Source organism: Nonomuraea sp. CA-218870, from assembly GCF_050936535.1.
In the GTDB taxonomy this organism is placed as follows: domain Bacteria; phylum Actinomycetota; class Actinomycetes; order Streptosporangiales; family Streptosporangiaceae; genus Nonomuraea; species Nonomuraea corallina.
The window spans coordinates 1,346,565-1,360,008 of the sequence record NZ_JBNJMN010000001.1 but is presented as its reverse complement, the minus strand read 5'-3'; the positions used below and the strand labels follow the sequence as shown (position 1 = coordinate 1,360,008).

Sequence of the window (13,444 nt, the reverse complement as noted above, 5' to 3'; positions counted from 1 at the left end):
GACCTGATACCGCGCCACCTCGTCTCTCGCCGGTTCGCGAGATCGGCCGGGGAACGCATTGTTCTGTAGGCTCGAACCGCCATGGACGTGACTCCCCCCTTCACTCTCCGGCATGTGGGCATCGCCCTGGCCGGACTCGCCGTCGCCGCCCTGACGGGCGCCGCGTGCGTGCTCTCGTTCGACGACCTGCGGGCGCTGGCCGTGCACGGCGGCGCCCGTCCCGACCTCGCCTACCTCTACCCGGCGGGGTTCGACGCGCTGCTCGTGATCACGCTGCTCGGCGTGCTGCTGCTGCGTTCCGCCCGGGTCCTGGTGCGCCTCCAGGCCGCCCTGGCGCTGGTGCTGCTCATCCTGGCGGCTGCCGCGGCGAACGTCGCCACGGCCCTGAACTACCCGTTCCCCGCCTCTCCCACGGCCGTGGGCGTGGCCGTCGCGCCGTGGGTGATGCTCGCGCTGGGGCTCTGGCTCTGGCTGCTGCTGATCAAGCACGTGCGGGCCGGACGGGGATCCGCGCACGAGGACGACGGTACGGAGGAGCGCGACATCGTGCCGTTCCGCCGGGGCGTCGAGGCCGACAGGACGGCCGAGCTGCCCCGTCCGGCCGGACCGCGTCCCGGGGACGGCCCGCCGCCCCTGGAGACCGTCGCGCCGGTCACCCCGGCCCTGCTGGAGACGCCGATCGCGGGCCCCACCCCGGCGCCCGAGACCCCTCCGGTGTCGGAACAGGTCACCCGCCCCGAGCCGCCCGCGTCGTCCCCCACACCGGAGCCGGAACCGGAGCTCGAACGCCCGGCATCCTCCGTCGAACCGGAGCGGGAGCCGGAGCCGGTGCAGGAACCGGAACCGGAGCCGGAGCCGGTGCAGGAGGCGGGGTCCGGACGGCCCGTGTCCTCTCCCGTACCGGAACCTGAACCGCAGCCGGAGCGGCCCGTGCGGTGGGGTGACCGGGTCAAGCCGAGGGACGTCCTGGTCCACCCTCGCACGGCCCCGGGCGGAGAGCAGAGCGCCGACACGCAGCCCGTCCCCGTGGTGCGGGGCGACGAGCCCGGCCCTCGTCACGGCGTCGAGGCCGGGGACGATCGTGACGGGCAGCGGGAGCGGGACGGTCAGGGGGCGGATTCACTGGAGGACACCGCTCCGCACCGCGTCGTCGGGGAGGGCGACGACGGCCGCCGCCCGCTTCCCGGTGAGGCCCCGTCGGGCCGGCTGCGCAGCACGCCCCTGCCGCCCGAGGACTGATGGCATGACGAAGCCCGCCCGGCGATGCTGCCGGGCGGGCTTTGCGCACGTTGTTCCGTGCTCTCGGGATCAGGCACGGGTGCGGGCGTCACAGGCCCCGGTTAGATCCGGGTGGAGCCGCGGGGGCCGCGGCGTAGACCGGCGACGATGCCGACACCCACGACGGCCAGGACGACCTGGAGCACCAGCTCTATCCAATCGATGCCGGGAGTCGTCTCCACGCCGACGACCTGCGCGATCAGCGTTCCGATGAGCGCGGCGACGATGCCGACGACGATGGTGAGGATCCACCCGATGGCCTGCCGGCCCGGAAGCAGCAGACGCCCGATCGCGCCGATGACGGCGCCGATCACGATGGCGCCCAGGATGGACTGGATTGTCATGACAAACCTCCCCATGAGGTTGAGCCGTTCAGCCTCACGGGGAGTGGATACCCGATCTCCGGCCTTTATGCCGGACTTTTGCAAATTTCCTGATCAGGTGGTGGTCCGGCCTCTCGGACCACCACTCCCTTTGGCCGCTCCCGCCACGATCGCCACACCGATCACGGCCAGGACGAGCTGGAGGATGTGTTCGATCCAGTCGATGCCCTTGGTGTCGGCCCAGCCGAACATCTGGGCGATCAGCGTGCCGAGCAGAGCCGCGACGATGCCGACGATCAGTGTGAGCCCGATGGACATGTTCTGCTTGCCCGGCAGGATGAGCCGGGCCAGTGCGCCGACGATGGCGCCGATGATTATCGCGGAAACGATCGCGCCGATCATATAGCTCCCCCCGAAGCGTCTTTCGAGGGACCTACCCGGCAATATGGCTCGTTATCCCTGGTAGACGGCGATCCGCACCGCGCCAGCGCGGACCGCCGCCGACCATGGAAACGGCGGGCGGCAGGTTGCCCGCCATTTACTCGACGCCTGATCCCGGCGCGAGGTTGACGACGAGCGCGGTCGCGATCGCCGCGACGCCCTCGCCACGGCCGGTCAGGCCGAGCCCGTCGGTGGTGGTGGCGCTGAGACTCACAGACGCCCCCAGAGCGGCGCCGAGCGCCAGCTCGGCCTCCAGCCGCCGGGGGGCCAGTTTCGGGCGGTTGCCGATCACCTGGACGGCCACGTTGCCGATCTCGAAGCCGGCGGCGCGGACCGTGCGCGCCGTCTCCCGCAGCAGGGTGGCGCCGGACGCGCCCGCCCAGCGCGGGTCGCCGGTGCCGAACAGGCCGCCCAGATCACCCAGGCCCGCGGCCGAGAGCAGCGCGTCGCAGGCCGCGTGCGCGGCGACGTCGCCGTCGGAGTGGCCGGACAGGCCGGTCTCGCCCGGCCAGTGGAGGCCGGCGAGACGCATTTCCCGGCCCGATGCGAACGGGTGGACGTCGACTCCGACGCCCACCCGTGGAACGATCGTGTTCAGGAGTTGAGAACCTCGTCGAGAAGGGCTTCCGCCTTGTCCTCATTGGTCTTCTCGGCGAGTGCCAGCTCGCTGACGAGGATCTGGCGGGCCTTGGCGAGCATGCGCTTCTCACCGGCGGACAGACCGCGCTCGCGGTCCCGCCGCCACAGGTCGCGGACGACCTCGGCGACCTTGTTCACGTCGCCGGACGCGAGCTTCTCCAGATTGGCCTTGTAGCGCCGCGACCAGTTGGTCGGCTCCTCCGTGTGCGGCATGCGCAGGACGTCGAAAACGCGCTCCAGGCCCTCCTGGCCGACAACATCGCGCACACCGACGAGTTCCGCGTTTTCCGCTGGCACCTGGACGGTAAGGTCGCCCTTGTCGACCTTGAGCACCAGGTAGGTCTTTTCCTCACCCTTGATGGATCGCTTCGTGATTGCTTCGATCCGAGCAGCCCCATGGTGGGGGTAGACGACAGTGTCGCCGACCTGGAAAGTCATGTGACAAGTACCCCTTCCGCTGTACTCCAGAGTACCACGCATCCACAGGCTCCCGGAACAGTGAAATCATCATAACTGCAGGTCAAAGCCGCATATTGGGGATTGACAAGAGGTCAACTCTGTGAATCGCATATGTGGACATACCTAATGACCTGCAGGGGCGCGGATATGACCATGGAAACGGGTGGATATGGTAGGCGCTGCCCATCCCCATGCGCAGACCAAGGAGTACCCGCCCGTGACCAGCCGTCGCTGGATTGCCGCCGCAGCCGCGTTCCTGGCAGCCCCCGTACTCGCCGGATGTTCTGCGGGTTTCGACGCCAACACCAACCAGCCATACGCGCCGGTGGAGGCGGCGGCCCTGATCGACCAGGGCGCCTACGGCAAGCAGAAGATCCACGTCCCCCAGGCGTTCATCCTCGGGCCCGAGTCGGGCGGCCAGATCCCCTGGCGCGGCTCCGTGCCCGTCTACCTGACGATGCTCAATGACGGCTCCTCCGCCGACACGCTGCAGGGCGTCAGCGCCGGCGACGCCGGGTCCGCCAAGCTGGCCGCGCCCGTGCAGCTGCCGCCGGGTCAGCTCGTCCAGGCCGAGCCCACCAAGCCGCAGATCACGCTGGAAGGTCTCGGAAAGGCCCTCAGGGGCGGCGAGACCATCCGCCTGGACCTCCAGTTCGCCGGCGCCGGCACGATCACCCTGAACGTCCCTGTGGTGCCACGCAACCGTGAGTACGCGTCCTTCCCCGCGGTCGAGGGCGCCGTGCCGCCGCCCACCCCGACGCCCACGCCGACGGGCGCGGCCGACGAAGAGGCCCACTGACCCGCGAACGCCTCGTGTCCCGTACGAGATCCCACGACAGGATCTCGTACGGGACACGTGCGGGACTCGTGCGGACGAAGGACTCTCAGGCGTCCACGGCGTCGAACTTGTAGCCGAGGCCGCGCACGGTGAGGATGCAGCGCGGGCTCGACGGGTCGACCTCGATCTTCGCGCGCAACCGCTTGACGTGCACGTCCAGGGTCTTGGTGTCGCCCACGTAGTCGGCGCCCCACACGCGGTCGATGAGCTGACCGCGGGTGAGCACCCGGCCGGCGTTGCGCAGCAGCACCTCCAGCAGCTCGAACTCCTTCAGCGGGAACTGCACCGGCTCGCCGCGCACCGCGACCACGTGGCGGTCGACATCCATGCGCACCGGGCCGACGGCGAGCACCGCGGTCTCCGGCTCCTCCCCCACGTCGCCCCGGCGGCGCAGCACCGCGCGGATGCGCGCCACCAGCTCGCGCGAGGAGAACGGCTTGGTCACGTAGTCGTCGGCGCCCAGCTCCAGGCCCACGACCTTGTCGATCTCGCTGTCCTTCGCGGTCAACATGATCACCGGGACCTTGGAGCGCTGCCGCAGCGAGCGGCACACCTCGGTGCCGGGCAGGCCGGGCAGCATCAGGTCCAGCAGCACGAGGTCGGCGCCGTGACGGTCGAAGACGTCGAGCGCGTCGGGCCCGGTCGCCGCGACGGAGACCTCGAAGCCCTCCTTGCGGAGCATGTAGGACAGGGCGTCGGAGAAGGACTCCTCGTCTTCCACGACGAGCACACGGGTCACTGGGCGGCCTCCAAGGAGATGTCGGGGTGTGCCGGAATGGCCGTCCCGCCGAAGGCGGGCAGGCGCAGGGTGAAGGTGGAGCCGGAGCCTTCCTTGCTCCAGACCGACACCTCGCCCGCGTGCGAGGCGGCCACGTGCTTGACGATGGCCAGGCCGAGGCCGGTGCCGCCGGTGGCGCGCGAGCGGGCGGTGTCGACCCGGAAGAAGCGTTCGAAGATGCGCTCCTGCAGGTCCTCGGGGATGCCGATGCCCTGGTCGCTGACGCTGATCTCGACGCTCTCCCCGGCGGGCCGGGTGCTGACCACCACGCGGGTGTGCTCCGGGCTGTAGGCGATGGCGTTGTCGATGAGGTTGCGCAGCGCGGTCACCAGCAGTTCCTCGTCGCCCCAGACGCGCAGCCCCTCCGCGCCGCCGGTGACGAGCGTGATGTCCTTGGCGCCGGCCCGGGTGTTGCAGTGGTCGACGGCGTCGCCGATGACCTTGTCGATGGAGACCTGGGTGGGCGAGGGGACCGGCTCGGCGCCCTGGATCCGGCTCAGCGTGATGATGTCCTTCACCAGGTAGGTGAGCCGGGCCGCCTCGTGCTGCATGCGGGCCGCGAAGCGGGTGACGGCCTCGGGGTCGTCGGCCGCGTCCTGGATCGTTTCGGCCAGCAGGCTCAGCGCCCCGACGGGGGTCTTCAGCTCGTGGCTCACGTTCGCCACGAAGTCGCGGCGCACGGCCTCGACCCTGCGCCGCTCGGTCTGGTCCTCCGCCAGCACCAGCACCTGGCCGACCGAGCCGAGGGGGGCCACCCGGACCGCGAAGCTGGTGGTGTCCTGGCCGAACTTGGTGCCGGCCACGTCGATCCCGGTCTCCCTGATCTCGCCGTCGCGCCGTACCTTCCGGGCCAGCGCGAGCAGCTCGGCGACCATCAGCCGGTCGCCCTTGACGAGCCCGAACGCGCGGGCGGCCGAGCTGGCGCGGAGCACGCGGTCGTGCGCGTCCAGCACCACCGCCGAGGAGGGCAGCACCGCCAGGACCGAGGCGATCCCCTGTGGCAGCGCCGTCACCCCCGGGTCGGAGACGTCGTCCCGTCTGCGGGGCGCCTCGATCTGGTCACGGTAGACGATCACTGCCAGAGCTCCCACGACGAAGCCGGCCAGGGCCGCGAAGCTCATGGCCATCTCACTCATGCTCCCGATGGTAGGCGGCGCCCCGGTGAGAACCCGCCCGTGACCTGGGGACGGGCCTTGCCTTCGCGGAAAGTTCATCTTCGCGTCGGAGTTCGTTCACGACCGCCCTCATACGGTGACGGCATGCGCGACGCGTACCACGAAGAACTAGACGCCCTCACCGACAGGCTGGTCGAGATGACCAGGCTCGTCCGCTCCGCCATCTCCCGCGCCACCACGGCGCTGCTGGACGCCGACCTCCAGCTCGCCGAGCAGGTCATCTCGCGCGACGAGGAGGTGAACGCGCTCTTCGCGGGCGTCGAGGGATCCATCTTCGACCTGATGGCCAGGCAGCAGCCCGTCGCCGTCGACCTGCGCCTGGTCATCACCGCGCTGCGGATGGGCGGCGACCTGGAACGCATGGGCGACCTCGCGGTGCACGTCGCCAAGGTGGCCAGGCTGCGTCACCCCGACTCCGCCATCCCCGCCGAGGTCCGCTCCACGATCGTCGAGATGGGCCAGATCGCCGAGAACCTGGTCACCAAGGCCGGCGGCTGCATCACCTCCCGTGACGTGGAGTCCGCCCTGGAGCTGGAGCAGGACGACGACGCGATGGACCGGCTGCACCGGCGGCTGTTCCGCACCATCCTCGGCGAGGACTGGCGGCACGGGGTGGAGCCGGCGATCGACATCACGCTGATCGGGCGGTACTACGAGCGGTACGCGGACCACGCGGTGAGCGTGGCCAGGGATGTCGTCTACATGGTCACGGGCACGCGGCCGGACTGAGACGCGCTCCGCCTGCCCCTGGCCGCCGCCAGTGCGAGGGCGGCGTATCCGCAGGCCACGGCCAGTCCCGCCCATGACGGAAGGGGGTAATGGCCCACGAGGGGGCGACTGGCCCACGTCCACGTGCGCGAAGGTGGGGACGCTGTGGGTGATCGCGAACCCGGCGGCCGGGGTGACGACCGGGGACCGACCTGGGCGGGCCCGTCCGCCTGTGGGACTCGGACCCTTCGGTGCCGCCCGTGACCGTCACCGGCGGGTGGTTCATGGGGATCTGGACCAGGCGGTTCCTCATCGAGTACCCAGCGACCTCGACCACGGCGTCGGCGTCTACCCCGGCCCCGCGACGCGAGGGGGCAGCGTGATCACCGTGGACGACGTGACCGCGCCGGCGGCCTGGCGGCTGTATCGCGCCACCGTCACCGAGGCGTTCGTCCTCTGCCCGCGAGAACCCCGCCGACCGTGCCCGCTGCACTCCATCAACGCCGACCACCGGACACCCGTGCTTCCTTGGCTGCGTGGCGAGTAGCTGCTCTTTCTGGCTTCCTGTGAGTTCTGTGATGACATGTCCGGGCGGGCGCGTGCTGAGTGGGGTCTGTCGTCTTGGTTCACAACCCAAAAGATCTTCAGGTTTTCCGGAAACGATTGAGCATGCTCTGCGCACGAGCCCGCACCCGAACAAGACCAGCCCGCCCGAACAAAGACCTGCCCGGTCCGGTCAGCGGCCCTGGTTGGCGACGGCTTCGGCGGCGGCCTTGGCGGCCTCGGGGTCGAGGTACTCGCCGCCGCGCTTCAGCGGCCGGAAGTGCTCGTCCAGGTCGTAGCGGAGCGGGATGCCGGTGGGAATGTTGAGCCCGGCGATGTCCTCGTCGCTGATGCCGTCGAGGTGCTTGACGAGGGCGCGCAGGGAGTTGCCGTGCGCGGCCACGAGGACGGTCCGGCCCGCCGAGAGGTCCGGCACGATCGCGTCGTACCAGTAGGGCAGCATCCGGTCCACCACGTCCTTGAGGCATTCGGTACGCGGCATCAGCTCGGGCGGGAGGAGGGCGTAGCGGCGGTCGCCGCTCTGGGAGTACTCGTCGTCGTCGGCGATGGGCGGCGGCGGCGTGTCGTAGGAGCGCCGCCAGAGCATGAACTGCTCCTCGCCGAACTCCTCGCGGGTCTGGGCCTTGTTCTTGCCCTGGAGGGCGCCGTAGTGGCGTTCGTTGAGCCGCCAGGAGCGCTTGACCGGGAGCCAGAGGAGGTCGGCCTCGCCGAGCGCGAGCTGGGCGGTCTGGATGGCCCGGGTCAGCAGGCTGGTGTGGACCACGTCGGGGTAGAGGCCGGCTTCGATGAGGAGCTTGCCGCCCCTGCGGGCCTCGTCCTCGCCCTTGGCCGACAGGCTCACGTCCACCCAGCCGGTGAACAGGCCCTTCGCGTTCCAGTCGCTCTCGCCATGCCGCAGCAGCACCAAAGTCGCCATACGGTCATCCTAGAGCGGCCGGGCTCAGGCCCGGTCCGGGTCCGCGAAGCGGGCGAAGGCCTGCAGGTTGGCGAGGGACTCGCCGCGCTTCTTGCGCCATTCCCACTCGCGTCTGATGGACGAGGCGAAGCCGATCTCCAGGGCGCGGTCGAAGGACTCGTCGGAGTAGGTGAGCACGCAGCCGAGTACGCGGTCGATCTCCTCCTCGGTGATGGCGGTGAGGGGCAGCCGGCCGACGAGGTAGACGTCGCCGACGGGGTCGACGGAGAAGTGGACGCCGTACATGGCGCCGTTCTTGGCGAGCAGCCACCGGTAGAACTCGGCGTGGTTCTCGTCGGGCTGGCGGCAGAAGAACGCCTCGATGTGCAGGACCCGCTCGCCGACGATCAGCCAGGTCATCGTGGCGAGCTTGTGCCGGCCCGGCAGCTTGGCGAGGAACGCTCCCGGCCGCGGCTCGTCGTACTCGACGTCCGCGGCCTTGAGCGCGGCTTCGATGACGTCGCGCATGCCTACAGCCTACTGACGGGCCCGGTACGGGGTCGGCCGCGCCGATCAGTAGTTGACCACCACTGGCTGCCGGTGCAGGTGGGCGACGGCTTGCGCGTACACCTCCATGAGGCGGGCGGCGGTGGCCTGCCAGCCGAAGGCGGCGGCGTGCTCGCGCGCCCCCTCGGCGAGGACCGCGAGGCGGGCCGGGGAGGCGAGGAGCCCGGCGATGACCCGCGCCCAGTCGTGCGGGTCGTGCCCGTCGACGAGGAGCCCGGACGCGCCGTCGCGGACGGCGGTGCGCAGCCCGCCCACGGCGGCGGCGACGACGGGGGTGCCGCACGCCTGGGACTCCAGCGCGACGAGGCCGAACGACTCGCTGTGGGAGGGGACGATCGTGAGGTCGGCGGCGCGGTACCAGTCGGCGAGCCGGTGCTGCGGGGCGGGCGGCACGAGGCGGACGGTGTCCTCGATGCCGAGTTCGGTGGCGAGTTCGGTGAGGATGGAGGGCCTGGCCAGGCCGTTGCCGGAGGGTCCGCCGACGCAGGCGACGACGAGGCGGCCGCGCAGCGACGGGTCGTCGATGAGCATCCGGGAGGCGGCGCGCAGCAGCACGTCGGGGGCCTTGAGCGGCTGGATGCGGCCGACGAAGAGCAGGACGCGGGCGCTCTGCGGCAGGCCGAGCCGGTGCCTGGCGGCGCCCTGGGAGGCGGGCTGGAAGACGGTGAGGTTCACGCCGGGGTTGACGACGGCGACGCGCTGCTCGGCGGCCCCGTACAGGTCGATGAGCTCGTGCGCCTCGTCGGCGGTGTTGGCCACGAGGCGGTCGGCGATCTGCACGACCTGTTCCTCGCCGACCACGCGGGCCTGCGGCTCTGGGCGGTCTCCGGCGGCCAGGAGCCGGTTCTTGACCTTGGCCATGGTGTGCATGGTGTGCACCAGGGGGACGCCCCAGCGTTCCTTGGCGAGCCAGCCGACCTGGCCGGACAGCCAGTAGTGGGAGTGGATGGCGTCGTAGTGGCCGGGCTCGTACATGGCCTCGGTGCGCAGCACCTCCGACAGGAACGCGCACATCTGGCCGGGCAGGTCGGCCCGGTCCATCTCCTCGTACGGTCCGGCGGTCAGGTGGCGGACCAGGACGCCGGGAGCGAGCTCGGCGACAGGTGGCAGGTCGCGGGCGGTGGCGCGGGTGAAGATGTCCACCTCCACGCCGAGCTGGGCGAGTCGTTTGGCCGATTCGACGATGTACACGTTCATGCCGCCGGCGTCGCCCGTGCCGGGCTGGTCGAGCGGTGATGTGTGCATGCTGATCGTCGCGACCCGGTTGACCCGTCGTCGCCTCACCCGACATCACCTCCAAGAGAATTACAACTGTCCTGATTTTTCCGACATTCCCCGACACAGGGTCACAGCGGGGGTACCCAACCGGCCGCCTGGCAGGATGAGGCGCATGAAGAGAACGGCTGTGGTGACCGGCGCGAGCAGCGGGATCGGCGAGGCGACAGCGCGGCGGCTGGCCGCCGAGGGCTACCACGTGGTGGCCGGGGCCAGGCGGCGCGACCGGCTGGAGAAGCTGGCCGCCGAGGTGCCGGGCCTCACCCCCGCGACCCTGGACGTCACCTCCCAGGATTCCGTCGACGCGCTGGCCGCCTCGCTGGAGCGCTGCGACGTGCTGGTCAACAACGCCGGCGGCGCGCTCGGCCTGGAGCCGGTGGCCGAGGGCCGGGTCGACGACTGGCAGCGGATGTACGACACGAACGTGCTCGGCTCCCTGCGCGTCACCCAGGCGCTGCTGCCCAAGCTGGTCGAGTCGGGCGACGGCGTGCTGGTCATGCTGACCTCGACGGCCGGGCTGGTCTCGTACGAGGGAGGCGGCGGCTACTGCGCGGCCAAGCACGCCCAGACGTCGATGACCGAGACGCTCAGGCTGGAGCTGGTGGGACAGCCGGTGCGGATCGTGGAGATCGCGCCCGGCATGGTGCGGACCGAGGGGTTCGCGCTGACCCGGTTCCGCGGCGACGCCGAACGGGCCGGCAAGGTGTACGAGGGCGTGCCCGGCCCGCTCACCGCCGACGACGTCGCCGACGCCATCGCCTGGTGCGTGACCCGGCCCGCGCACGTGAACGTCGACCGCCTGGTCATCCGCCCCCGCGCCCAGGCCGCCCAGCACAAGGTGCACCGCGTCGGTGGCTAGACCGGTCGGCTCCATCACCCGGGGCACGACCGCGCACAACCGCCTGCGCCGCGCCGACCGGTGGATCGCCGCCGTCCACGGCCGCCTGCTGCGGGCCGCCGTCCGGCCGCTCGTGGTGGATCTGGGGTACGGGGCCTCGCACGTGACCACGCTGGAGCTGTTCACCCGGCTGCGGCGGGTGGCGCCGGACGTCGAGGTGGTGGGCGTCGAGATCGACCCGGCCAGGGTGGCGGCGGCCAGGCCCTACGAGCGCCCGGGGCTGAGCTTCGTGCTCGGCGGCTTCGAGCTGCCCGTCGCCCGGCCTCCGGTGCTGGTCCGCGCCTTCAACGTGCTGCGCCAGTACGGGGAGGCGGAGGCGTGGCACTACTGGGAGGTGCTGCGGGCGGGGCTGGCGCCCGGGGGCGTGCTGGTCGAGGGGACCTGCTCGGAGGTGGGGCACCGGGCCGTCTGGGTGGGGCTGGACGGGGAGGGGCCGCGGACGCTGACGTTCTCGGCCCGGTTCGACGCCTTCGAACGCCCCTCCGACCTGGCCGACCGGCTGCCGAAGACGCTCATCCACCGCAACGTGCCCGGGGAGCGGATCCACGCGTTCCTGCGCGACTGGGACCACGCCTGGGCGGTCAGCGCCCCGTACGGCTCCCACGGGGCCCGTCAGCGCTGGCTCGCCGCCGCGGAGACTCTCACGGCCTCCTGGCCGGTCGCGCGCCGCCCGCCGCTCGGCGGGCGGGCCCGCTGGCGTCTGGGCGAGCTGACCATCCCGTGGCAGGCTGTCGCCCCGTCGCATCCCACGGGCCCGCTCCCCAGGTAGCCGGTCTCACAGCGCCGCTTCGAAGGCCGCGTACGCGCCCGCGTCGAACAGCACGAACCGCACCTCCTCCACCGACGGCGAGGGCCCGGCGTCCCACGCGCGGACCGCGTCGACGGCGACGCGGGCGCCCTCGGGGAGCGGCCAGCCGAAGATGCCCGTGCCGATCGCCGGGAACGCCACCGTCCCGGCGCCCAGCGACTGCGCGACCCGCAGCGACTCCCGGTAGCAGGAGGCCAGCAGCTCCGACCGGTCCTCGAACGGCGAGTGCACCGGGCCGACGGTGTGGATCACCCAGCGGGCGGGGAGCCGGCCCGCGGTGGTGGCGACGGCCTGGCCGGTCGGCAGGCCGGACCCGTACCGGGAGGCGCGCAGCTTGCGGCACTCCTCGATGATCTCCGGTCCGCCCTGGCGGTGGATCGCCCCGTCCACCCCGCCGCCGCCCATGAGCGAGGAGTTCGCGGCGTTCACGATCGCGTCAACTCGCTGCCGGGTGATATCTCCCCGCACCAGCGTGATATCCATCTCACCAACCTCCTGGATAGCTGCTCGACGATGTGTAGTACTACGCTGAAGCGTGTGAAGGGTCTTGGCGAGCTCGAACGCAGCATCATGGACATCCTGTGGGCGGAGAAGGCCGCGCTGACCGCCCGCGAGGTCGGCCGCCTCATCGCCGACCGCGACCTGGCGCCGACCACGGTCATGACCGTTCTCGACCGCCTCACCCGCAAAGGCTTCCTGAGGCGGACCCGTGACGGGCGCGCCTGGCGCTACGAACCCGCGGAAACCCGCGACAACTACATCGCCGAGCTTATGCTTGGAGCTCTCGACATGACGGGCGACCGTTCCGCCGCCCTGACCCGCTTCGCCAAGGCCGTGTCCGGTGACGAGGCGGAGATCCTGCGCAGAGCCCTCACGGAGCTGGAGGATTAGTGATCACGGCAGCGGTGCTGGCCGCGCTCGCCACAGCGTGCGCGATCGGCTCCTGGCGTCTCACCACCGCTCGCTGGACCTCCCGCGCGCCCCGGCCGGCCATCATCCTGTGGCAGTCGCTGGGCGTGGCGTGGGGGCTGGCCACCACCGGGGCCATGCTCGCCTTCGGCGTGCAGCCCTACGGGATCGGCGTGCTGCCCGGTCTGGTCGCCTTCGCCCAGGGCGAGGCGCCGCTGCGGGCGTGGGACCCGCTGCACGTCCTCGCCATGATCGCCGGGTTCACCGCGCTGACCGTGCTGATCGTGGTGCTGATCGCGGCGGGGGTGCAGGCGCTGCGCGCCCGCAGGCGTCACCGCACGCTCCTGGCGCTGATCTCCCGTGACGATCCCGGCGTGCCGGGGGTGCGGGTGCTCGACCATCCGAGCGCGGCGGCGTACTGCGTGCCGGGGCTGCGCTCGCAGGTGGTGGTGAGCGAGGGCGCGCTGCGGCTGTGGTCGAGCGACGAGCTGGCCGCGGTGCTCGCGCACGAGGCGGCCCACGTACGCGAGCGGCACGATCTGGTGCTGCTGCCGTTCGCCGCGCTGCGCCGGGCGCTGCCCTGGTCCAAGGTCGTCTGCGAGGCGCAGGAGCAGGTGGAGCTGCTCATCGAGATGGCCGCCGACGACCGGGCGCGCCGCTACTGCTCGCCCCGGCGGCTGGCCACGGCCCTGCTGCGGTTCGGCACCGCGGGCGCGATGCCGGCTCCGAGCGGGATGCTGGGCCTGCACGCGAGCAACGTCATGGCCAGGGTCGACCGCCTGATCAAGCCCGCGCCGGAGCTGCCGCGCAGGGCTCGGGCGGGCATCGTCGCGCTGTCCGTGAGCTTGGTCACCTCCACACCGTTCCTGTGGATTATCCAGCTCTGATG

Annotated in this window: 18 protein-coding genes; 8 read left to right on the top strand and 10 right to left on the bottom strand. The window is 71.4% G+C overall.

The annotated features are described in order from the left end of the window. Window positions 1-81 precede the first annotated feature (81 nt). The gene (locus tag ACQEUU_RS06940; RefSeq protein WP_433061855.1) at window positions 82-1,239 is read left to right on the top strand and encodes a DUF2637 domain-containing protein; all 1,158 of its coding nucleotides are present in this window, start codon (window positions 82-84) and stop codon (window positions 1,237-1,239) included. Window positions 1,240-1,340: 101 nt separating this feature from the next. On the opposite strand, the gene ACQEUU_RS06935 is transcribed toward ACQEUU_RS06940, so the two are convergent. From ACQEUU_RS06935 to ACQEUU_RS06920, 4 genes are all read right to left on the bottom strand, one after another. Continuing rightward, entirely contained in the window at window positions 1,341-1,622 is a 282-nt protein-coding gene (locus ACQEUU_RS06935) for a GlsB/YeaQ/YmgE family stress response membrane protein (RefSeq protein WP_433061853.1), read from the bottom strand. Between the two features lie 93 nt (window positions 1,623-1,715). Further along, window positions 1,716-2,003, bottom strand: a complete 288-nt coding sequence (locus ACQEUU_RS06930) for a GlsB/YeaQ/YmgE family stress response membrane protein (protein ID WP_433061850.1) — start codon at window positions 2,001-2,003, stop codon at window positions 1,716-1,718. Between the two features lie 136 nt (window positions 2,004-2,139). Then, on the bottom strand, window positions 2,140-2,619 hold the full coding sequence (gene ispF / locus ACQEUU_RS06925; protein ID WP_433061847.1) for a 2-C-methyl-D-erythritol 2,4-cyclodiphosphate synthase: 480 nt from the start codon (window positions 2,617-2,619) through the stop codon (window positions 2,140-2,142). A gap of 17 nt (window positions 2,620-2,636) precedes the next feature. Further along, window positions 2,637-3,119, bottom strand: a complete 483-nt coding sequence (locus ACQEUU_RS06920) for a CarD family transcriptional regulator (RefSeq protein WP_043624891.1) — start codon at window positions 3,117-3,119, stop codon at window positions 2,637-2,639. A gap of 238 nt (window positions 3,120-3,357) precedes the next feature. Here ACQEUU_RS06920 and ACQEUU_RS06915 point away from each other — a divergent pair, with 238 nt between their 5' ends. Further along, window positions 3,358-3,939, top strand: a complete 582-nt coding sequence (locus ACQEUU_RS06915; RefSeq protein WP_433061844.1) for a copper chaperone PCu(A)C — start codon at window positions 3,358-3,360, stop codon at window positions 3,937-3,939. Window positions 3,940-4,024: 85 nt separating this feature from the next. Here ACQEUU_RS06915 and ACQEUU_RS06910 read toward each other — a convergent pair whose 3' ends face one another. Further along, window positions 4,025-4,717: a response regulator gene (locus ACQEUU_RS06910; protein ID WP_433061841.1), complete on the bottom strand. Its 693-nt coding sequence runs from the start codon at window positions 4,715-4,717 to the stop codon at window positions 4,025-4,027. Then, window positions 4,714-5,883: a sensor histidine kinase gene (locus tag ACQEUU_RS06905; RefSeq protein WP_433071758.1), complete on the bottom strand. Its 1,170-nt coding sequence runs from the start codon at window positions 5,881-5,883 to the stop codon at window positions 4,714-4,716. Before ACQEUU_RS06905 ends, ACQEUU_RS06910 begins: the two co-directional genes overlap by 4 nt. 132 nt (window positions 5,884-6,015) lie before the next feature. Here ACQEUU_RS06905 and phoU point away from each other — a divergent pair, with 132 nt between their 5' ends. Both phoU and ACQEUU_RS06895 read left to right on the top strand, forming a co-directional pair. Further along, window positions 6,016-6,660 carry a phosphate signaling complex protein PhoU gene (gene phoU, locus ACQEUU_RS06900; RefSeq protein WP_433061839.1) on the top strand — a complete coding sequence of 215 codons (645 nt, stop codon included), beginning with the start codon at window positions 6,016-6,018 and terminating at the stop codon, window positions 6,658-6,660. A gap of 358 nt (window positions 6,661-7,018) precedes the next feature. After that, entirely contained in the window at window positions 7,019-7,186 is a 168-nt protein-coding gene (locus ACQEUU_RS06895; protein WP_433061836.1) for a hypothetical protein, read from the top strand. A gap of 189 nt (window positions 7,187-7,375) precedes the next feature. Here the strand turns inward: ACQEUU_RS06895 and ACQEUU_RS06890 are convergent, their stop codons facing one another. From ACQEUU_RS06890 to mshA, 3 genes are read right to left on the bottom strand one after another with little or no spacing between them, the layout of a single operon-like run. Beyond that, window positions 7,376-8,119, bottom strand: a complete 744-nt coding sequence (locus ACQEUU_RS06890; protein WP_433061834.1) for a phosphoglyceromutase — start codon at window positions 8,117-8,119, stop codon at window positions 7,376-7,378. A 24-nt stretch (window positions 8,120-8,143) separates the two neighbouring features. Continuing rightward, window positions 8,144-8,626: a YbjN domain-containing protein gene (locus ACQEUU_RS06885; RefSeq protein WP_433061831.1), complete on the bottom strand. Its 483-nt coding sequence runs from the start codon at window positions 8,624-8,626 to the stop codon at window positions 8,144-8,146. 45 nt (window positions 8,627-8,671) lie between these two features. Next, window positions 8,672-9,949: a D-inositol-3-phosphate glycosyltransferase gene (gene mshA, locus ACQEUU_RS06880; RefSeq protein WP_433061828.1), complete on the bottom strand. Its 1,278-nt coding sequence runs from the start codon at window positions 9,947-9,949 to the stop codon at window positions 8,672-8,674. 106 nt (window positions 9,950-10,055) lie between these two features. Between mshA and ACQEUU_RS06875 the strand changes: the two genes are divergently transcribed. After that, on the top strand, window positions 10,056-10,799 hold the full coding sequence (locus ACQEUU_RS06875; protein WP_433061825.1) for an SDR family NAD(P)-dependent oxidoreductase: 744 nt from the start codon (window positions 10,056-10,058) through the stop codon (window positions 10,797-10,799). Further along, a complete protein-coding gene (locus ACQEUU_RS06870) occupies window positions 10,792-11,607 on the top strand; it encodes a class I SAM-dependent methyltransferase (protein WP_433061822.1) in 816 nt (271 codons plus the stop codon). Before ACQEUU_RS06875 ends, ACQEUU_RS06870 begins: the two co-directional genes overlap by 8 nt. Before the next feature lie 6 nt (window positions 11,608-11,613). Here the strand turns inward: ACQEUU_RS06870 and ACQEUU_RS06865 are convergent, their stop codons facing one another. Then, complete coding sequence (locus ACQEUU_RS06865; RefSeq protein WP_433061820.1) at window positions 11,614-12,129, bottom strand: O-acetyl-ADP-ribose deacetylase; 516 nt, start codon at window positions 12,127-12,129, stop codon at window positions 11,614-11,616. A gap of 54 nt (window positions 12,130-12,183) precedes the next feature. On the opposite strand from ACQEUU_RS06865, the gene ACQEUU_RS06860 reads away from it, so the two are divergent. Beyond that, window positions 12,184-12,537 (top strand): BlaI/MecI/CopY family transcriptional regulator, encoded by a 354-nt coding sequence (locus ACQEUU_RS06860; protein WP_433061817.1) that lies wholly within the window; start codon window positions 12,184-12,186, stop codon window positions 12,535-12,537. After that, complete coding sequence (locus tag ACQEUU_RS06855; RefSeq protein ID WP_433061815.1) at window positions 12,537-13,442, top strand: M56 family metallopeptidase; 906 nt, start codon at window positions 12,537-12,539, stop codon at window positions 13,440-13,442. Before ACQEUU_RS06860 ends, ACQEUU_RS06855 begins: the two co-directional genes overlap by 1 nt. Window positions 13,443-13,444: the final 2 nt, after the last annotated feature.